Raw genomic sequence first — 19,289 nt, 5'->3', positions numbered from 1 at the left:
GCCTGTAAGGGTTTTCAGGCCCTTTTCTCTTATTATATCACCATTGTACATAATTTTGACACATTTATTTCACAGTTCTGTCGAAATTATAATTTGATTTCCAGGAGACGATATGCTTGTCGGCAAAAAGAAAAAAGCCTCTCCGGGAAGAAGGCGCCGCGCTGCGGCGATATCCCGGAAAGGCTCTGTATCGGATCCATATTCGATTCTACATGAGGAGATTATCTTCTCGGGAACCCTGGCAGGTACTGCTTCGGCACATCGATTTCCTTGCGAAGCTGTGCAGCCGCCTCCAGCGTCCAGTACGGATTGCGGAGCATGCCTCTGCCGACCGCAACAAGATCGGCATCGCGGTTACCGATGACGGCGTTCGCCAGTCCCGCCTCATCCAGTCGCCCGACCGCGATGACCGGCACCTGCAGTCCTTCCTTGATCTGTCTGGCCAGAGGAACCTGGTAAGCGACATGAGTGCCCGGTTTGCCCTCCGCTGCAATCGGGCCTTCGCCTCCAGCGCTCACATGGAACATGTCGACGCCCGCTTGCTGATATTCTTTGGCCAGCGCCAGACTTTCCTTGATGCCGTAGCCGCCTACAACGTATTCCTGTGCAGAAATGCGCATAATAAGCGGCATGTCCGCAGGCATTTCTTCCTTCGCTGCCTTGATGATCTGCTTGCCGAACAGCGCAAGGTCTTGACCATATTCATCCGTGCGCTGGTTCGTGAGCGGCGAATGGAACTGGTGAATCAGGTAACCGTGGGCCCCGTGCAGTTCAATGGCGTCAAAACCCGCCTGAACAGCGCGCCGAACCGAGCGGCGGAATTTCTCAACCATTTCGCGTACCTCTTCGGTTGTGAGCGCTCTTGGCGTCTTGGAGTTCTCGTCAAAAGCAATGGCCGACGGCGCAACCGGCGTGCTGGCATCTTCCGCTTTCCGACCCGCATGCGCGATCTGGATCGCCGCTTTGGCACCGTGCGCATGAATGGAATCCACAATGCGGGCAAGCGCAGGAACCTGCTCATCAGACCACAGGCCCAGATCATAGTCGGTAATCCGGCCGTCCGGCTCTACGTCCGTCATTTCTATAATGATAAGCCCGGCTCCGCCAATGGCGCGGCTGGTGTAGTGAACATAATGCCAGTCGTTGGCGATGCCGTCCTTGTTCGTGACGGAATACTGACACATCGGTGGCATAACGACCCGGTTTTTCAGCTCCAGGCCTTTGATTGTATAGGGAGTAAACAGGTTCTCCATGGTCACATCTCCTTATTCTATATCCAAATTAGATGCATGTGCATGCATTTAAAATACCAGACCTGTTGGTTGACGTCAAGTCAAGAAAAGATCGGACAGCAGGCGTAAATCGTTCGGACAAGCGCTCTAGAGCACTTGCCGGTTGTTGTCTATGGCTGATTGTTGTTCAATCGGCTCATGACCGCCTGCAGTCCATGCATGATTTTGTCATTGCCCAGCAGTTCCCGCTCTAACACAAGGTTGACCGCTGCCGACGCTTTACTCAGCTTATCTTCTCCGATCGGGGTCAGCGAGGTGTACACGCCCCGGCGGTCATCATCGCATATTTTTCGCTCCAGTGCGCCGCAGCCCTTCTCTTCGAAGCGGCTGACCAGCCTCGACATGGCGCTCTGGCTTAATCCTACCATGCTCTGCAGCTGCTGCAGACGCAGCTTCTTCTCCGGGGCTTCGGACAGGAACAGAAGCACATAAAACTCATTCAGCGACATGTCAAACTCTCGCTGAAGCATCGTTTCCAGCTCATGATTAATTATCGTGTGAACATACGTTAAAGACAGCCAATCGGTAAGTATTCCCGGTCCCTGATGTGCTGACATCCTTGCATTCACCTGCTCTTCTGTAGTGATCAACCGCCTCGGCGTGAAGCCGGATTGCACCGTGTTGATTACTTATCATATCAAGCAGCTGTTCAAGTCGTCAAACAGGATGCCCAAGGAATGGCATGGCTGCATCCCCGTGAAGTACGCTGGCCGGTCATCAGCTTATCGGCTTTAGCTCCGGCTTCCCGTCAAGCAAGCCGAGCATTTGAAGCCCGTGCTGAATGCCATCCTCATCCACGGCCCGGGTAACATAACGTGCCGCCTTCTTCACAATATCCGGCGCATTGCCCATCGCCACCCCATGACCAACATAGCCAAGCATTTCTACATCGTTTAAATAATCGCCGAAAGCGACCACATCTTCAGCCTGGACACCAAGGGCCGTAATCAACCGTTTGATCCCCTCTGCCTTGGACCCGCCAGAAGGCAGCGCATCCGTTCCGACATCCCCCCAGCGCACAAAATCAATCTGATCCTGAAATTGCCGGATATACATTTCTTCCTCTTCCTCAGTACAGAACAGAACGACTTGATATATCGGCTCATTCAAATAGTATTCCGGATCATACGCCGGTATCGTCATCTTCAGCTCCCCCCATGTAGAGTCAATGTGAACATGCTGCGGAACGCTCATTCGCATCTGCTCGCTTCCGGCATAGATCAGCGGATGGTCATGGGAAGCGGCAAGCTCTGTGAGCTTCTGCAGCTGGTCGAGTGAAATCGGATTTTGATACACCGGTTTGCCCTTATACACAACGTATTGGCCATTCAAGCTGACATACGTATCGATATTCAGCTCCCTTCGCACATCTTCAAATCCGCTCGGAGCCCGCCCTGTCGCAATCGCCACATCATGCCCCGCCTCCTGCAGCCGCCGGATCGAATCCCGGGTGCTTGGCGGGATCTGTTTATCATGATCAAGCAAGGTTCCGTCAATATCGAAAAATATCATTCTTTTTGTCAATTCTCTCGCCTCCCAGCTAAGTGTGCCCAACGTTATTGTAAATGATGAAAAGCATTCCAGAGCAAGTGCTATTCCATGAATTCAGATCCGTGCAGGCTCTCCTTCTGTTCATCCGAAGAACAGACGTCAAAGAATATTTCCCGCAAGCCCATCTCATAATAACCCTCAGATTCATTAAAGAAGAGAGGTATTGCTGATGACTACGATGGAAACGAACCAGCCTCTTGCCGTATATGCGATTATTAACGGTGAGAAGGTGGAATCAGAACAGCAGTTCCCGCGCGAAAATCCGGCGAATCCTAACGAAATTGTATGCTATGCGCCTGTCACGACACGCGAGCAGGCTGCCCAAGCCATCGATGCCGCTTATGAAGCGTTCAAAACCTGGAAATGGACATCTGTGGACGATCGCATCACGCGGATGCGCCGAGCGATTGCCAAATTGAAGGAAGCAACTCCCGAGCTGGCCCGGCTGCTGTCGCTCGAGCATGGGAAACCGCTGTACGATTCCGAGGGTGAATTTGCCATCTCGATCATGTGGATGGAATTCGCCTGTGACAATGTCAAGGAAGCAACGCAAGAGGAATACAAGGAGCATGAAAAAGGCAAAACGATCATCACCCATGACCCGATCGGCGTCGTTTCTGCCATTTCTCCCTGGAACTATCCGATCTCTTTATCCACGATCAAGATCGCTCCAGCACTGCTGGCAGGCAACACGCTCGTGCTGAAGCCTAGCCCGTTCGCTCCGCTGGCCGTCACCAAGGTGGTCGAGATAATTGCCCATGAATTTCCGCCGGGGGTCATTAACATTGTCCACGGCGAAGCCGATGTCGGCGTGGAGCTGACGTCCAACCCGAAGGTGGCCAAAATCGCCTTTACCGGCGGCACCAATACCGCCAAGCATATTATGAAGGCTGCTTCAGAGACAATCAAAAAGATGACGCTGGAGCTGGGCGGAAACGATGCCGCCATCATTCTCCCCGGCTTCGATGTCAACAACAAGAAAGATATGCGACGGATTGTCATCTCCAACTTTTTGACAGCCGGGCAGATCTGCATGATTGCCAAACGGATGTATGTACACCGCTCGATCTATGATGATTTTGTTAAAAAATATGTTGAAGCTGCCAATCAATGGATACGGGTCGGCGGACCGTTCAATCCGAATACAACCGTCGGCCCCGTCAACAACAAAAACCAGAAGGAATATGTACAAAAACTGGTTGATGACGCAAGGAATAAAGGCGCAGAAGTTATTAAGCTCGGCGAAATTATCGATCCGGAGCTGTTCGAGCAAGGCTACTTCCTGCAGCCGACACTCGTGCTCGGATGCGATTACCGCGATCCCATCGTGGTCGAGGAGCAATTCGGCCCGACGGTGCCGTTGTTAGTTTATGATGATATCGAGCAAGTGATTGAACTGCATAATGAAAGCATCTACGGCCTTACAAGTTCCGTGTGGGGACCGGAGGAAGAAGCGATCAAGGTTGCCCGCCGCATTGAAGCAGGCACCACGATGATCAACACTGCTGCCGTTCAGGGCCTGGATGTGCGCTTCCCGTTCGGCGGTGTCAAGCAGTCCGGCGTTGGCCGCGAATACGGGATTGACGGCATTATCTCCTACACGGAGACCCATGTGATCAATTTGCCGAACGAGCTTGATCTGCCGTACATTCCGGAGTAAAGTCCAGTCAACCTGGGGGCAGGGTAACGGCTCCATTCATTACTCTTGCGCGTTTAATACGAATGGTAAAAAACAATTAAGCTTGTTTATTCACTGGGTTCCGTAAGCCGTCTGTGGTTAAATAGACTTATCCGGCCGGATAAGTTGATTCGAAAGGAGGCTGAATGCATTGATTCAGAATAACGAGGTGGTTTCCGCGTAAGCGGACGCCGCATCAAGGGGAGCCCGGTTAGGGCTCCCCTTTTGAATAACTCATTGTTCTCAGGGCGTCCAGCGTCAAGTGCGGTCAAGTGCGACTTCTCGGTGCTATAATAGACTTGCAGCCTGATAGGGTAGCTGTATGCGATGAACGGACATGGAGCCGATTTTTATAAACCGAATCACTAAGGAACCCCCGGTCTGGTAAAAAACAATTAATATTGTTTTCTCTCTTGCTTTTCCATATCATTCTATGGCTTAATATACATGTCGGGCCGACGAAATGAGCGGAAAGGAGGCTGAACGAATTGATTCAGATCCACGAGGTGGTATTCGCGTAAGCGAATACCCGTTACCAGGGAGCCCCTCGGGGCTCCCTATATATTTTTGACTGTGAACTCGAATATGACGAAGAATGCAATGAAACCCATTTAAATTTCACGAAAGGAGGAGGGAAAGCATGATCAATGCAATTGTTTTGAAACCTAACGATAACTTGCAGTTGGATACAGAAAGAGGAGGGTATCGATGGGCCAATACAAAAACGGAAGAGAAGTGCTTCCCCCCGAGCTGCTGCAGCAAATTCAACAGTATATAGACGGAGAACTTCTCTACATACCGAAACAAAGCGAGCAAAGAGCCGGCTGGGGTGAACTAAGCGGTTCCAAAGAACGCATTAAACGACGCAATTTGGAGATGTACCGCGCCTACTGTAAAGGACGGACAATCGAAGAATTGGAACGGACCTACTACCTGTCAGGGGAAAGCGTCCGCAAAATTATTAGTAAACTTAAACTTACCCGTGTGGGGAGCTAAGGCGGTGAGAGCCTGCGGCTCTACCTGCGGATTTATAAATAGGACTGTTCCCACAAGGGGCCAGTCCCTTTCAATTTTTATCCGGATTTATCCCCGTTCATCCTCGCTCAAATCCCACCGATGCCGATATTTCTCCAGCCGCGGATGCACATACTGCGGCTCCGACAACAGAATCAATCGCAGCTTCACGATCCAATCCTCGAACGAGCTGAACGACGCAAAGGCGTTGGCCATTTCCCCAGTCAACAGCACAAAATACGGCCCGTTGTACTTATCAACAAGATGGCGAAGCGCTGTATCCATCGGCGTATATTTTCTCCGTTTGGATTCAAAGGACTCCAGCACGATGCTTTGACCTTCCTTGTCCATCATCCATTCTTCCAATTCCCGCTCCCGCTTGTAAAAAGGTCTCACTTTGCCCTTGAACATCCGTTTGGCCGTCTCTTCATGCAGCGGATACAGAACCAGTCTGGAGAACGATCTTCTATGCATCAGCTTCACAGCATCCTCAAGCAGAGGTAGCTCCACAGGCTCAAACAGATCATAATAGATTAAAGTCCCCTTGCTGCCGGTTGCTGGCGGCTCATAACCATAAGGCACATATTCCAAATTGCGCGGCACTGTCTCCCCTCCTTCCTGCTGTCGTATTGTAACTTTAACCTTCCCGGCATACGTTGAAAATAAGCATCGCTCTCCCGTATGTATTCCAGGCCTAGACTTCGGCTTCTATGATAAGGGTTGTCCCTGGCACCGCCAGGGACAACTTGCTCATGCCATCAGCTAATAATCGTAATCGTAGGCGCCGAAATTGTAGGCTGGGCTGTGATCGTTGAAGAAGTGCCTGCGAAACTTCCAATCTCGATCAGAACAGGAACGCCGACTGGCACATCAATCGCATCCAGCACTAAATCGGTGGTAGATAGTGTGAAGAGTGAAGCTTGCTGCAGCATTCCATTAATATACACATTGACATAGTCTGTCGCCGCCAAAGCCGGAAATTCCGTAATGAGCGCCCCGGAATCATCAATGAAGCTCCCTGCCGGCATGGTCGTGGCATCAGCACCGATCATTTCCGCCGCTACAGCGGCAAAAAATCGCGTAACCGCAGGTGTTACTGTCGTTGTGATTTCACCCCCGGTAGCAACCGGCTCGCTGGCAATCGCCGTAATCACGGGTTTGATAACAGGCATGCGGTTTCCCCCTTCCCTATCCAGAAATATGCGTGTTCACGATCAGCAGCTTAGGATGCTGCTATCTTATTAAATGTTCGATCACCGACTTTGGATTCAGACAACAAACTAGATTCTATCATTCATTGCAAGTTTTTCGGCAATATTCCATCGGCCTATGTGGACGTCTATTCCGATAGCGGGGTCCGCGCATATGTTACCGTAAAGACAGACAGGAGGAGGTGATTTATCTGGGCCAATGCGTTAGCAAGACCGCAGCAAGATCCCTGCGCCGCTGCAAGATCAAGAAGCGTGGGCAGCGAAGCAGACGGCGCCTCTGTTCCCGAAGACGGCCCCGGCAAGGCCGTTCCCGCACAGAATGGAGAACTCTCGGATCTGCCGGGCCTCCGGGAGCCGCAGGCATGCCAGGCCTATCCGGTCCTCCCGGTCAGCCCGGTGCTCCCGGCAATCAGGGAGATGCCGGCTGGCCGGGACCACCAGGACAGCCAGGCGGACCGGGTTCTCCCGGAGCGCTGGGTCCTCCAGGACTGCCAGGCCCTCAGGGACCGCCAGGACCGCCAGGACCCCCAGGTCCGCAAGGGCCTCAGGGAATACCAGGCTCCGCCCTCATCCCTCAGATCGTTGTTTTGCCCATGCTGGAGCGGTACTTCTATACCACCGCAGCGCCGGTTCCGCTGGACCCGCCGCTCGTGATCAATGCCGATCAATTCACGGACAATAGCGGAGCGCCGGTCACCAGTATTATGGACGTGACTCCCAGCGGGTACTCGCGGTTATACATCAACGGAATCGTTCAGGAGGCGGCCATCTATTCTGTTACAAGCACCGCACTCACCATCTCCTCCCCAGGCGACCTCCTGCAAGCCGGCACCCCAGTGCTGCTGGAGGTGCTCCGGTTTGATGCAGCAGTTCTGCCATGATCGGCCCGGCTTCTATAAACAAAAACAGCAAGGGAGAACCAGATGCCGCATCCGCTTCTCCCTTGCTTCAGCCCATGTTCTACCGCGCTCAAAAATAAGGTGCATGCTTAATGATCACAGCACCGGTGGAGGCAAGCTTGCTCTGGCACCCAAGCCGGTAGCCTTCATCAATCTCCTCCGGATCAAGCCTGCGCTCCTCCGCCAGGTTCGGTTCAGATAAATGCTCGGCTCCCTCGATGACTAGACAACGGCAGCGCGCACAAGTTCCCCGCTTGCAGAAAGAATTCCAATCCACTTCATTCCTCTCTGCCAATTCCAGAATCGTCAGGCCGGTGACCGGTACAACCTTGCGCTGAACATTGCGGCCCCGCAGTTCGACGACCGCCTCGCCTACCGGCTGCGCCGTTTCCCCAGCCTCCTTAGACTCAGGTTCGCTTGTCTTCCCTGCTTCATCCCCTTTGATCCATTTCCTCCACCACTTGATCAATGCGCTCCCTCCCTGCTGTTCTTCCCAATGGTTGCTCTCCGCTTCCACTTCCTGCTTCTTATTATAACCTGTCCTCTTGATTATGAAATCTGCCAACAGGAAAGGACCGGCTAACATATCTTCGCCGGTCCTTCTATGTCACAATTCATATGTAGACGAATTAGCTTGCCACACCCACCAGCTTCGCATAACTTTCCTGATCCAGCACGCGCCGAGCCGTTACGTAGCGGGTCTGATAATAGGATTCGGTCAGTTTGCTGATTCTGACCCCTTTGCTGCTGGAAGCATGTACAAATTGTCCATCTCCGATATAAACGCCTGCATGGGAGATCCCCTTACCGCTTGTGTTGAAAAAGACAAGGTCTCCTACACGCAAATCATCTTTATCGACATGCTCGCCGACTTTGGCTTGGCCTTCAGATGTACGAGGCAAATTCAGATCGAAATTTCTAAATATGTATAATACGAATCCGGAGCAATCAAACCCTTGAGGAGTTGATCCACCCCACTTATAAGGAGTACCCACCAGCTGTTTGACCTCGCGTTGAAAGCTTGGCTGTTCATTCGCAAATGCGGTCATGGCACCAGAAGAAAAAATAATCGCAGACCCTAATAAAGAAATAACCAACTTCTTCAAAAGATACATACTCCCTTCGATGCCTACGGAGTTAGCTAAGGGTTCGGTAGAAGGCTCCCTATATTCCCTTCAATGCAAAGCATGGGAATAATTCACCCGGAATGGTTCCCCCGTTTTCTACAGACGAAATTCGGCAAAAATTCATTAACGTTTTGTAACCTTCTCTAATATAGTATACAAGCCCGCATAATGTCAATAATATCCTTGGAATTGTCCGACAATTGTTTTATCGTGTCGATTCCACTATAAACGAAGCCCATCGGCCGCCTAATACAAGGTTAAAAAACATGACAATTGTGTTACTCTATGAAACTTTCTTGTTGTTTACAAAAATTCAACTGACTTTTAACTAACCTTTTAATTTCGCCTTTCAAAGGGCCTTTAACCGGGCTAACCAATGAATCAACTTAACCCTGCTAACGATCCTTGCACAGCGCAGCGCCCCGTCCTGAATACCCATAATTCAGATTATTTGCAATGGAACAAAGGCCATTCGATACCTTCGAATGGCCTTGTTGCCGTCCTTCTTCCGGCTGCAGCGAAGTCAGATCTTCACTTCGCTGACTCGCGCAGCGGCTGCAGCGCGGCTGCAACCCGTCGCAGCTCTTCAGGGTGAATCGGCGCGAGCGCCGATTGCCCGTAACGAACCGATGTCCCGAAATGCACTTCGGATACGCCCGTCTGCTCAACAAAATCCCGGATCATCGCCCGGCTCAAGCCGCTGCCCGCCAAGATCCGGATATGGCTGTCCTGCGCCGCTTCGACCAGCTGGCGAATTCTCGGAACGGCATCACACGCTTTCGGCTTGCCGCCCGATGTCAGAATGCGCGTAACCGGAGCATACTGTTTCAGCACCTCCAGCCCCGACATCTGATCCTTCAGCTCATCGAACGCCCGATGAAAAGTAACCTGCAAGCTTCCGCTTGCAGCAAGCATCTGCTCCAGTGCGCGTTCGTCAATCATCCCGTCCTCCGTCAGCGCGCCAAGCACGATTCCGGCAGCACCTGTGCTGCGAATCGCCTTGATCTCCGCGACCATCGTCGCGATGTCCCACGCATCGTAGATGAAAGAACGGCTGTGTGGACGAACCATCACATGAACCGGAATCTGAACCGCACGAACAACCTCTTGAACCATACCGATCCCAGGAGTCAGCCCTCCTTCGGTAAAGGCGGTGATCAGCTCCAGCCGGTCTGCGCCACTATGTTCGGCGGTGATCGCGTCCTGGACACAGGTTGCAATGACTTCCAGCAGCATGCCCTTCCTCACCTCCTATCCGAAGCAGGATTCACTGGGGACGGAAACTGCTTCTGTACATAATCCGCCAGCAGCCGGGCACCATATCCGGTCGCCCCGGCCGCCGCGTGAGGATACTCCCGCTTGTACTGAACGGTTCCAGCCATATCGATATGAACCCACTGCATGTCTTCATCCACGAAATGACGGATGAACAGCGCCGCTGAAATCGCTCCGGCCAGCGGCGAGGCACCGACATTGCGCAGGTCAGCATAATCGCTCCGCAGGTCGGACACATATTCCTCCACGAGCGGCATCGGCCACAGCCGTTCCCCGTTGCGCTCCCCGATCTCAACCAGATCACGCGTGATCTCTTCATCGCCCCATATGCCGGCAAGCTCAAGTCCAAGCGCCGTGCCGATATTGCCTGTAAGCGTTGCAATGTCGATCACTTTGCGAACGCCCATTGCGGCGGCATGAAGCAGCGCATCAGCCAGGATGAGCCGCCCCTCTCCGTCCGTATTCGCCACCTGGACGGTCAGGCCGTTCGGATATCGGATGACCGAAGACGGGAGCATCGCATCCGGCCCTGGCAGATTGTCTGCCACGGCAATGAGGGCGACGGCGTTCACCCGGGCGCGGCTGGATATCAATATATCCATCGCCCCGATTACTGCCGCCGCACCCCCCATGTCCATGCGGGCATCACTGATGTCTCGCCCTGTCTTGACGTTCATGCCGCCCATGTCGAACGTAATCCCTTTGCCGACAAGGGCGATCGGCAGCTCGTCCGGATCGGGTGCATGACGGTATGTAATTTCGATTAAAGCCGGCTCATGCCTGCTGCCTGCCCCGACGGCCAGCAGGCCGTTCATCTGACGCTCTGCCAGTTCCTGGCCACGGTATACCTGGATTTGCACCGGCTGCTCCTTCCAGCGCCCGCATACCAACTCGACAAACGCTTCCGGGTTCAGCAACTCAGGCGAATCATTGACGAGATCGCGCGCGAGCCGGGTCCCCTCCGACCGAACGGCCGCCCTGTGAAGGATGTCTTGAATCTGCTCCCTTGTCAGTTCCGGCCAGTCCTGCAGCCGCAAGTTCAAGGTTGCTTCCGGCTGATACGCCTCCCGTCCGCGATGCTTCGTGAATCGATACAATCCATAGAGCCAGCCTTCCGCCCATGCCTGCAGCTCCTCTTCCGGGGACAAGCCTTTGCCTTCATGTGCCGATCCGCAGCTGGATCGGATCAACTCCGCGCCGGAACGCTGCTCCTTCATCATCGCTCTGACACAGGCAGCGCCTGTCCGGCGCACCTGTTCCCGTGTCGCACGGCTGGCTTCCCCCATGCCGACGGCCAGCCAGTCCTGCTCCCCCGGGTTACGGGCATAAATCCAGGTCAGGGTATGGGGGCGCTTGTTCAGTTCACTGAAGGGAAAAAGATGCGAATCCCCCTCGTATAATGCATAAATTGCTGTGTCCACCGTCTTTCCGGCATCGATCGTAATCCGCATTGCGTGAGCGTCCTCCTTCTCGGTGATCATTTCGCATTCCATTCATAAACAGGCCGGCGATAGCCGACAAGTGTGCCCCCATCATTATAGATCTCGTTAGGCACAACCTCGTACAGCCGGTCGATCGTCGCTTGGTTGGCATACCCGAGCCGCTCCAGAATGGAGCCGATGATACAAGGCCACACCTGCTCTGATCCATCAGACACCTTGAGCGAAATCCCGATGCGCTCACGGCGAAGACCGATGCCGTATACCCCCTTTGCGCCGCCTTTGGCCGTCAAATTCGGATCCTTAAGCAAAGCCGAGCATACGAAGCGGGTATCCGCAATCATATCTGGATACTCGTTCATCAGCCTGGCCATTTTTGCTGCCGCTGCCGCTGTCTCCGCATCCTCAATCCGGTCAGGACAAGCCAGCTTCATATAAGCATACGCAATTTTGTCGAGCGGAATCGCGAAGATCGGCAGCCCGCAGCCATCCACCCCGAGCGATATGGACGACTCGGGAACCTCGGCTATGGCCGCCAGGGTTGCCACAATTTCCTTCTGCAGCGGATGATCCGGCATGTAGTAGGTCTCTTCATCCCATCCCATGTGCTTGCACAATGCGATCAGTCCGCTGTGCTTGCCCGAGCAATTATGGAAGATGCGCCGTTTCGACTCGTGAGCCCGAAGCCGCTCGGCCCGCGCCGCCTCATTAAGCGGATATGCAGGGCCGCAGTACAGATTCTCTTCCACGATCCCCGTCTTGCGCAGAATCGACTCCAACGCTTCAATATGGAAGGTTTCACCTCGGTGGGAAGCGGCAAACAAGGCGGTCTCCTTGCCAGACAACCCGTACAATTCATCCACCCGTCTCTTCAGCACCGGGATGGCTTGAAACGGCTTCGCCGCCGATCTCAGAAATGTCTGGTGATGCGGATCGCCCGCAGCGTACAGCACCTTTCCATTCTCATCAACCACGCTGATCGCGCCATAGTGCACATTTTCCAGCGCCTCACCGCGATACTCCTCTACTAATGGAACAAATCCCATGTCGCATTCCTCCTGCTACCTGTGCTTAATTTAATTGAAAATAGACATTCTGGGCGACCAATCCCGAGCCAATCAGCACGCCATGCCGAGCAAGGTCGGAGCGCGAGATGGAAAAGGTGCCGCGAAGGGGCTCCCAGATATATTTTGTACGGCAAAGATCAACCAAAGCCTCATAAATTTCCGGATATGGATCAATCATCTCTCCGCTAACGATCACCCGATCCGGATTATACATGCTGACCACATTGTTCACCGTCATCGCCATATAAACCAGTGCCTGTTCCAGCAAAAAAGAAGCCCAGCGCTTCCCGCTCTGCCACTGCTCAAACAGCTCTCCAAATGTGTCGATCGGCTCCATCTTTCGCGCTTCCGACAGCAGCGAAGGTATGGTGATGAACGTCTGCAGGCAGCCTACATTGCCACAATCACACATCATCCCCTGCGGATTCATCATCATATGCGCGATCTCTCCCGCGCTGTTCGTGGCACCGCGATAAATTTCCCCTCGGCGAATCAAGGCCGAGCCTACGCCATGGCCAAATCCGAGCAGCACGGTCCGGCTCGATCCTTGCGCCGCGCCTCTCAGCTGCTCCGCCAGCCCCTTCAGCTTCAGCTCATTATCCACGACAACCGGAAGACCGGTTGTCTCGGTGATCATCCCGGCAAGCCCGACCTCTCTCCAGCCAAGCTGCACTGACAACCGCACCGTGCCGTCCTCCACATTGACGATGCCTGGAACCCCGATTCCGAGGCCAACGAGACGGCAGCGGTCCAAGCCGCTCGCCTCCACAAGCTCCGTCAGCTTCCCGCCGATGCGGCGGGCCGTCGTTTCGGCAGCTTCTCCCGGTTCTCTGGCAAAGCTGGTGCTTGTCATGACATTGCCCTGGACATCGACGATGCCCAGCATGCCGAATTCGCGATCAATCTGGACCCCTACCGACAGCACGGAATGTTCGCGTAGCCGGATGAGCGTGGACTTTCTTCCCCGTCCGGCCGACGCCTGCTCCTCCATATCCACCACATAGCCTTCATCGGAAAATTCCGCAATAATTCGGCTTACCGTGGTCGGGCTCATTCCTGTCTGCTTGGCGATTGCTGCTCTGGAGATCGGCTGATGCTGCTTGATGATTTGGAAAACCGTTGACCTGTTTTGCCGCTTCATATCGTCTTGATCAAGCTTCTTCATCATGACATCCCCTAATTCATTTCGTCCATAGAGCCTTACATCATCTGCACTCCCATCAAGCCATAGAAACGATCACTACTTTGGAAAAAAACATGTCGCTTTCTCTCTATTTATTCTCCAATGACATTAATACTAAGCCCCCTCCAAAAGAGTGTCAATATAGATGACACTTCACTGCAGCCTATTTTTTCAATCTGTCAAATGAAGCGCTTTAATGAAGCCCGGTTGTTTTTAAAACTGTCATTGATCGACAGATCAACTCGGAATGATGCTTTATAATTTAACATATACCTATCATCATCAATTTGAATTATTTTCACCATGTTATAAAAAGCACACACCCACCCCAGTATGGAACGCCCCCTCAAAAAAATAAAAGAATCCTCCATCATCAGACGAAGGATTCTTTCACTCATGGACATCTGTCCTCATCGTGTCTCTTTGCTCTCATTATCCTGTATCTCCGCTTTGCGGCTAACGATCGCTACTTGCTGCTGTAATAATGAACCGCCTTGTCGAAATAATGTTTCTGGTCTTCCGGCAACTCTTCATAGTAGAAAATCGCCGCAACGGGACAAGCGGCTTCACAGGCTCCACAAGATATGCAAATATCCGTATCGATATAGAACTGGTCGTCTCCTTCCTCGATACAGTCCACCGGACATACATCCACACATTCTCCTGCCTTTTCATCAATGCAGGCCGCACCGATCACATACATCTGATCACCCCTCCCTCATTCTCTCCGCTATAATTGAATGTCCAGCGGTGGTTAAACAGGTATTCCTCCAGCTTCCTCTGTCCCTGAAGCAGTTTTTATACTACAATATATAAATAGGCGCTAGATTATGACAGCTTGTCTCATCAATTCATGCAAAGTGGCAGATGGCACAGGATATTGCCTTCCCTCTACAAACAAACTTACGAACCAGTTCTTATATACGTCTATATGGATCTGTTCAGCCAGATTGAAGGTGGTGATTACATGGAACGGGAAGCAGGTTACAGCACAAGAGAATATATTATGCAAATGTTGAAGGTTGACGGCGAGCTCAGCACCAAGGATATTACAGAACGGCTGGGCATAACAGGCATGGCGGTGCGCCGGCATCTCGAGAGCCTGAAGAACGAAGGCTATATCGAAGCCCGGATCGTCAAGCAGCCGATGGGCAGACCCGTCTCCCTATACAGCCTGACACAAGCAGCGGAGGACTTCTTCCCCCGGAACTATCACGCGCTCGCCCTCGATCTTCTGACTGAACTGGAGCAGGAAGCCGGCGACGAGATGATCTCGCTGCTGTTCGATAAACGAAAGGATTCACTCCGCAAAAAATATGCCGATTCCGTCAGCAGCGAAGAGCTGGAGGAACGGGTATCCGCTCTGGCCCAAATCCAGAACGATAACGGTTATATGGTCGAGTACAAGAAATTGAGCGATGAAGAATATGTCATCGAGGAGCTCAATTGTCCGATCTCCCAAGTGGCCAACCGGTACCAGCATGCGTGCCGGTGCGAGCTGGAGCTGTTCCAGAGCCTGCTTGGCGCCGATGTTGACCGAACCGAGTGTCTGGCCAAAGGCGACAATAAATGCACATACCTCATACGCCAAAAATCCAACCAGCATGCATAACTTCAGTTATGCCACGAATAAGCCCTGCCTATACGATAGGCAGGGCTTTTCGGTATACGCCTTTTGGGCAAGGGATGGCATGCAGCCGAGCGCCGGGCGGCTCCGGACACCCCCTCCACCTTCGTTAAGGCAGAAGCAGCAATCGGTCATCCGCTTCCCCCGGCACGCCTCGACCGTCTGTATTGTTCGTTAGGACATATACACGCCCGTCCTGAACCTTCACATCCCGCAGACGGCCTTCCTGATCGAGAACGACCTCAAGCTCGCCGCCCTCCGGATCGAAGCGGTACAGCGTCTGCCCCCGCAAGCTGGCTACCAGCAAGCCTTGCTCGTCAAAAGCAGCGCCAGAGGGGGCAATCGCCGTCTCCCCGGTATGATACAGAGGCGGAATCGTTCCCTCCATCGCTTCATCACCGATCACATCCGGCCAGCCATAGTTCGCGCCAGGCATGATCTGGTTAATTTCATCATGGCCGCCAGGATTGCCGGACGGGCCATGCTCGGTGCTGAACAGTTCGCCCTCCGCATTCCAGGCTAGCCCCTGCGGGTTCCGGTGGCCTAAAGAATATACGTAAGAATCCGGCAGCGGATTATCGGCCGGGATTTCCCCGGATAATGACATGCGCAGTATTTTTCCGGCCAGATTCGCTTCATCCTGGGACAATGCGCCGTCACCGGCATCCCCTGTTGCGATGTACAGATGATTATCCGGCCCAAGCGCCATTCTTCCGCCATTGTGGATCTGCGACCCAGGAATGCGTTCAATCAATGCATCCACTTCAGCCCACTGCTCCTCCTGCTGCTCAAGCAGAATCACCCGATTCAGAATCGCGCCGTCCTGCTCATACGTGTGATAGGCGTAAGCCTGCTTCGTGTCGCCATAATCGGGTGACAGCACGAGCCCGAGAAATCCGCCTTCCCCGACCTCGGTTACAGGCAGAGCCGTCTGCACAGGCAGCCGCTTCATATTCCCGTCGTGCAGCTCCACGATATGGCCTCCCCGCTCGCTGATATAGACCGTCTCCTCATGGAAATCCATCGCCCAGGGCGTCCGCAGATTCTGTGCCAGCACGGTGTACTCCCCCGACGGCTCAGGCTGCGCCGGAGCAAGCTGCTCGGGTACCGGCTGCTCCCCGGATTCCCGCTGACCTGGCGCAGGTGAAGGACCCTCCGTACCGCAGGCGGAGATGATCAGCGCTGCAGACAGCAGGAGTCCTCCTATCATGCGGAATCGACTTGGCATTACAATGCACTCCTTTCTAATGAAAAGGTTTCTCGGATGATGACATTTCAGCCCCGCTATGGAAGCTTTGTAGTGAGTGTATCACAGCCTCCTCGTCTGTGAACACGTCCACCTCATTGCCTTTCACAAGGCTCGTCTCATGGCCTCTTCCGATAATGATGACTCTGTCGTGGTCCCCGGCCAGCTCAACCGCCCGGCGGATCGCCTCTTTACGATCTGGAATGACCTGCCAATTCTGATACGCCTGCTCGTTCAGCCCGCTCATCATCTCGGCCAAAATTCGCTCGGGATCTTCATTGTAGGCATTGTCCGAAGTGAAGATTACATAATCGGAATATGCACAGGCTATTCGGGCCATGACCGGCCGTTTCCGGCGGTCCCTCTCCCCCCGGCAACCAAGAACGCAGATCAGCTTCCCTTGGGTAATCTGCCGCGCCGACTGCAGTACGGCCTTCAGGCCGTCGGGATTATGGGCATAGTCGACCACCACCCCGAAGCTTTTGCCTGTATCCACCTCCTGAAATCGTCCCGGAACACCGGGAAATCGCTCCAGAGCCGAGTGAACCGCATCCAGCGAAACGCCGTCAGCCAGGCAGGCAGCAGCAGCGGCCATCGCATTATAGACGTTATGCTCGCCCGGAACCGGGAGCATCACCGGCCGGCTCCCCCAGGGCGTCACCAGCTTGAAGGCCATGCCTGCCGGGGTAGAGCGGATCGCTTCCGCCATGATATCAGCGCTGTTCCAAATGCCGTAAGTAATGGGCTGTGCAGAGGTGCGCTTCGCATAATAGCGGGAGGCTTCATCATCTGCATTCAGCACCGCCTTTTTCATCAGGTCGCGTTCGCTGTTTCCAAGCTGGGAGAAGAGCAGCTCTTTGGCGTTGCGGTAATTGTCCATCGTGTGGTGAAAATCGAGGTGATCATGCGACAGATTCGTAAACACGACCGTCTGGAAGTCGCAGCCTCTTACCCGCCCCATATCAAGACCGTGGGAGGAAACCTCCAGCACGACGCACTCGCCGCCCTTCTCGGCAACGGAGTGCATATAGCGCTGGAGCTGGATCACATCCGGTGTCGTGTTGACGGTCTTCTCCATTTCATCACCAAACCTCATATACAGCGTGCCGACCATCCCTGTACGAACGCCAGACTCATTCAGGATATGTTCAACCATATGCGCCGTTGTTGTCTTGCCGTTCGTCCCCGTAATGCCGATCAGACGCAGTTTGCCAGACGGATTGCCGTAAAAGGCATTGGCCAAAATAGGCAGCACCCGCCGCGTATCCGGCACGAGGATGACCGTAACTCCCGGATGAACAGCTATCGGCCGCTGGGCCACGATGGCTGCCGCTCCGTTATGTATAGCGTTCTCGGCATAATCATGCCCGTCCACCTGATACCCGGGGATGCAGATGAAGAGCCCGCCAGGGCGAATATTGCGGGAATCCGTATCCAGATTCGTAATTTCCCGTGATACCGGTCCGTATACCGTTTTCAGAAGCAGCCGATCCGTCAATAGCTTCAGATTCATTGTGGGCCCCTCTCTCCTGCTGTAATTAAACAATCATTAGGGATATAGGTTGTAGCGTTTACGAGTCGGTTCCGTTTTAAACAAACTTTACTAAAACCCTAACCGGAAGCACCGTCCTTGAAACAACCCTCAAACTATAGGGTGACTGGAATATCAATCCATGTTAATCTAAAAAAAGTAAACGCTTGCATGTTTTGCGCGAAAGAAGACGAAGGATCAGAAGCTTGACCGTTCATATTAACGTATGGGAGAGGATGGACAATGATACCTTTCAGCGAGGATTTGCTGCAGGACAAAAGCATTCTGATCACCGGCGGGGCTACCGGGCTCGGCCGGGCGATGGGGGAACGATTTGCCCAGCTTGGCGCAAGACTGGCCATATGCGGCCGGCGCAAGGAGGTGCTGGCCGAAACTGCAGATGCGCTGCGGGCGCAAGGCTGCGAGGTGTTCTACGATATATGCGACGTCCGTGACCCCGCGCAAATCAGCGAGCTCGTTGAAGCTGCAGAGCAGCATTACGGCGGGATCGATGTGCTGGTCAACAATGCAGCCGGCAATTTCATCAGCCCGACGGAGCGCCTGTCCCCGCGCGCAGTAGATGCTGTGCTGAACATCGTGCTGCACGGCACCTTCTATGCGACGCTGGAGGTTGGGAAACGATGGATCGAGCAAGGGCGCGGCGGGACGATGCTGAACATCGTGACCACCTATGCCTCCACCGGTTCCGCTTATGTCGTGCCTTCCGCTGCAGCCAAGGCTGGAGTGGTGGCATTGACCCGTTCGCTGGCCGTCGAATGGGCCCGCTATGGCATTCGCCAGGTCGCCATTGCTCCCGGCTCTTTCCCGACGGAAGGGGCAGCCTCCCGCCTGACACCGACAGCTGAGCTGGTGGAGAGCATGGTGAAGCATATCCCGCTCGGGCGCTTTGGTAATCAGGAGGAGCTCGCCAATCTGGCCGCCTATCTCATCTCCGATTATGCCGCGTATATCAATGGTGAAGTGATCACGATCGATGGCGGGGAATGGCTCCAGGGAGCCGGGCAATTCAACGAGCTGTCCGAGCTTTCCTCTGAGCAGTGGGACCGGCTAGCGGAAGGGCGAAAGCCTAAATCGAAGCCTTGATGAAGTATACCTGCTGAAAGCGTAAGAAGGCCCGAAGGGGAATCC

The 19,289-nt window shown here is 53.7% G+C and carries 19 protein-coding genes and 1 riboswitch; of the genes, 5 read left to right on the top strand and 14 right to left on the bottom strand.

Going from position 1 to position 19,289, the window contains the following annotated elements; all coding sequences use genetic code 11:
• Nucleotides 1-221 precede the first annotated feature (221 nt).
• From MKX64_RS20430 to MKX64_RS20420, 3 genes are all read right to left on the bottom strand, one after another.
• The gene (locus tag MKX64_RS20430; RefSeq protein ID WP_341037187.1) at nt 222-1,253 is read right to left on the bottom strand and encodes an NADH:flavin oxidoreductase/NADH oxidase; all 1,032 of its coding nucleotides are present in this window, start codon (nt 1,251-1,253) and stop codon (nt 222-224) included.
• 149 nt (nt 1,254-1,402) lie between these two features.
• Nucleotides 1,403-1,849, bottom strand: coding sequence for a MarR family winged helix-turn-helix transcriptional regulator (locus MKX64_RS20425; RefSeq protein ID WP_095266292.1), 447 nt, complete (start codon nt 1,847-1,849; stop codon nt 1,403-1,405).
• Nucleotides 1,850-2,009: 160 nt separating this feature from the next.
• Entirely contained in the window at nt 2,010-2,816 is an 807-nt protein-coding gene (locus MKX64_RS20420; RefSeq protein WP_155618456.1) for a Cof-type HAD-IIB family hydrolase, read from the bottom strand.
• Between the two features lie 196 nt (nt 2,817-3,012).
• Here MKX64_RS20420 and MKX64_RS20415 point away from each other — a divergent pair, with 196 nt between their 5' ends.
• The gene (locus MKX64_RS20415) at nt 3,013-4,503 is read left to right on the top strand and encodes an aldehyde dehydrogenase family protein (protein WP_095266314.1); all 1,491 of its coding nucleotides are present in this window, start codon (nt 3,013-3,015) and stop codon (nt 4,501-4,503) included.
• A 726-nt stretch (nt 4,504-5,229) separates the two neighbouring features.
• Nucleotides 5,230-5,517, top strand: coding sequence for a CD3324 family protein (locus MKX64_RS20410; protein WP_095266290.1), 288 nt, complete (start codon nt 5,230-5,232; stop codon nt 5,515-5,517).
• 87 nt (nt 5,518-5,604) lie between these two features.
• Here the strand turns inward: MKX64_RS20410 and MKX64_RS20405 are convergent, their stop codons facing one another.
• Nucleotides 5,605-6,138: a hypothetical protein gene (locus MKX64_RS20405; protein WP_095266289.1), complete on the bottom strand. Its 534-nt coding sequence runs from the start codon at nt 6,136-6,138 to the stop codon at nt 5,605-5,607.
• A 155-nt stretch (nt 6,139-6,293) separates the two neighbouring features.
• Nucleotides 6,294-6,707: a DUF4183 domain-containing protein gene (locus MKX64_RS20400; RefSeq protein WP_095266288.1), complete on the bottom strand. Its 414-nt coding sequence runs from the start codon at nt 6,705-6,707 to the stop codon at nt 6,294-6,296.
• A gap of 401 nt (nt 6,708-7,108) precedes the next feature.
• On the opposite strand from MKX64_RS20400, the gene MKX64_RS20395 reads away from it, so the two are divergent.
• Nucleotides 7,109-7,627 (top strand): DUF4183 domain-containing protein, encoded by a 519-nt coding sequence (locus tag MKX64_RS20395; RefSeq protein ID WP_155618458.1) that lies wholly within the window; start codon nt 7,109-7,111, stop codon nt 7,625-7,627.
• An 88-nt stretch (nt 7,628-7,715) separates the two neighbouring features.
• Here MKX64_RS20395 and MKX64_RS20390 read toward each other — a convergent pair whose 3' ends face one another.
• The 7 genes from MKX64_RS20390 to MKX64_RS20360 form a co-directional block, all read right to left on the bottom strand.
• Nucleotides 7,716-8,231 (bottom strand): 2Fe-2S iron-sulfur cluster-binding protein, encoded by a 516-nt coding sequence (locus MKX64_RS20390; protein WP_176475609.1) that lies wholly within the window; start codon nt 8,229-8,231, stop codon nt 7,716-7,718.
• A 43-nt stretch (nt 8,232-8,274) separates the two neighbouring features.
• Complete coding sequence (locus MKX64_RS20385) at nt 8,275-8,751, bottom strand: C40 family peptidase (RefSeq protein WP_095266286.1); 477 nt, start codon at nt 8,749-8,751, stop codon at nt 8,275-8,277.
• 5 nt (nt 8,752-8,756) lie between these two features.
• Nucleotides 8,757-8,897: riboswitch (cyclic di-AMP (ydaO/yuaA leader) on the bottom strand.
• Between the two features lie 406 nt (nt 8,898-9,303).
• The gene (locus MKX64_RS20380) at nt 9,304-10,008 is read right to left on the bottom strand and encodes a copper homeostasis protein CutC (protein ID WP_341037181.1); all 705 of its coding nucleotides are present in this window, start codon (nt 10,006-10,008) and stop codon (nt 9,304-9,306) included.
• A gap of 8 nt (nt 10,009-10,016) precedes the next feature.
• Nucleotides 10,017-11,498 carry a M17 family metallopeptidase gene (locus tag MKX64_RS20375; RefSeq protein WP_341037179.1) on the bottom strand — a complete coding sequence of 494 codons (1,482 nt, stop codon included), beginning with the start codon at nt 11,496-11,498 and terminating at the stop codon, nt 10,017-10,019.
• A gap of 26 nt (nt 11,499-11,524) precedes the next feature.
• Entirely contained in the window at nt 11,525-12,532 is a 1,008-nt protein-coding gene (locus MKX64_RS20370) for an asparaginase (protein ID WP_095266283.1), read from the bottom strand.
• A gap of 25 nt (nt 12,533-12,557) precedes the next feature.
• Nucleotides 12,558-13,721 (bottom strand): ROK family transcriptional regulator, encoded by a 1,164-nt coding sequence (locus tag MKX64_RS20365; RefSeq protein WP_230875758.1) that lies wholly within the window; start codon nt 13,719-13,721, stop codon nt 12,558-12,560.
• A gap of 481 nt (nt 13,722-14,202) precedes the next feature.
• On the bottom strand, nt 14,203-14,439 hold the full coding sequence (locus tag MKX64_RS20360; protein ID WP_095266280.1) for an indolepyruvate ferredoxin oxidoreductase subunit alpha: 237 nt from the start codon (nt 14,437-14,439) through the stop codon (nt 14,203-14,205).
• Between the two features lie 264 nt (nt 14,440-14,703).
• Here MKX64_RS20360 and MKX64_RS20355 point away from each other — a divergent pair, with 264 nt between their 5' ends.
• Nucleotides 14,704-15,348, top strand: coding sequence for a helix-turn-helix transcriptional regulator (locus tag MKX64_RS20355; RefSeq protein WP_095266312.1), 645 nt, complete (start codon nt 14,704-14,706; stop codon nt 15,346-15,348).
• A gap of 124 nt (nt 15,349-15,472) precedes the next feature.
• Here the strand turns inward: MKX64_RS20355 and MKX64_RS20350 are convergent, their stop codons facing one another.
• Nucleotides 15,473-16,591, bottom strand: a complete 1,119-nt coding sequence (locus tag MKX64_RS20350; protein ID WP_341037177.1) for a PQQ-dependent sugar dehydrogenase — start codon at nt 16,589-16,591, stop codon at nt 15,473-15,475.
• A gap of 16 nt (nt 16,592-16,607) precedes the next feature.
• Nucleotides 16,608-18,122: a UDP-N-acetylmuramoyl-L-alanyl-D-glutamate--2,6-diaminopimelate ligase gene (locus MKX64_RS20345; protein WP_341037175.1), complete on the bottom strand. Its 1,515-nt coding sequence runs from the start codon at nt 18,120-18,122 to the stop codon at nt 16,608-16,610.
• Nucleotides 18,123-18,383: 261 nt separating this feature from the next.
• Between MKX64_RS20345 and MKX64_RS20340 the strand changes: the two genes are divergently transcribed.
• Nucleotides 18,384-19,244, top strand: a complete 861-nt coding sequence (locus MKX64_RS20340; protein WP_341037173.1) for an SDR family oxidoreductase — start codon at nt 18,384-18,386, stop codon at nt 19,242-19,244.
• Nucleotides 19,245-19,289 lie beyond the last annotated feature (45 nt).

Source organism: Paenibacillus sp. FSL M8-0334 (assembly GCF_038000405.1).
GTDB classification, from domain to species: Bacteria; Bacillota; Bacilli; order Paenibacillales; family Paenibacillaceae; genus Paenibacillus_AQ; species Paenibacillus_AQ campinasensis.
Note: the sequence above shows the minus strand (reverse complement) of the source record. Positions and strands in the feature narration are given on the sequence as shown.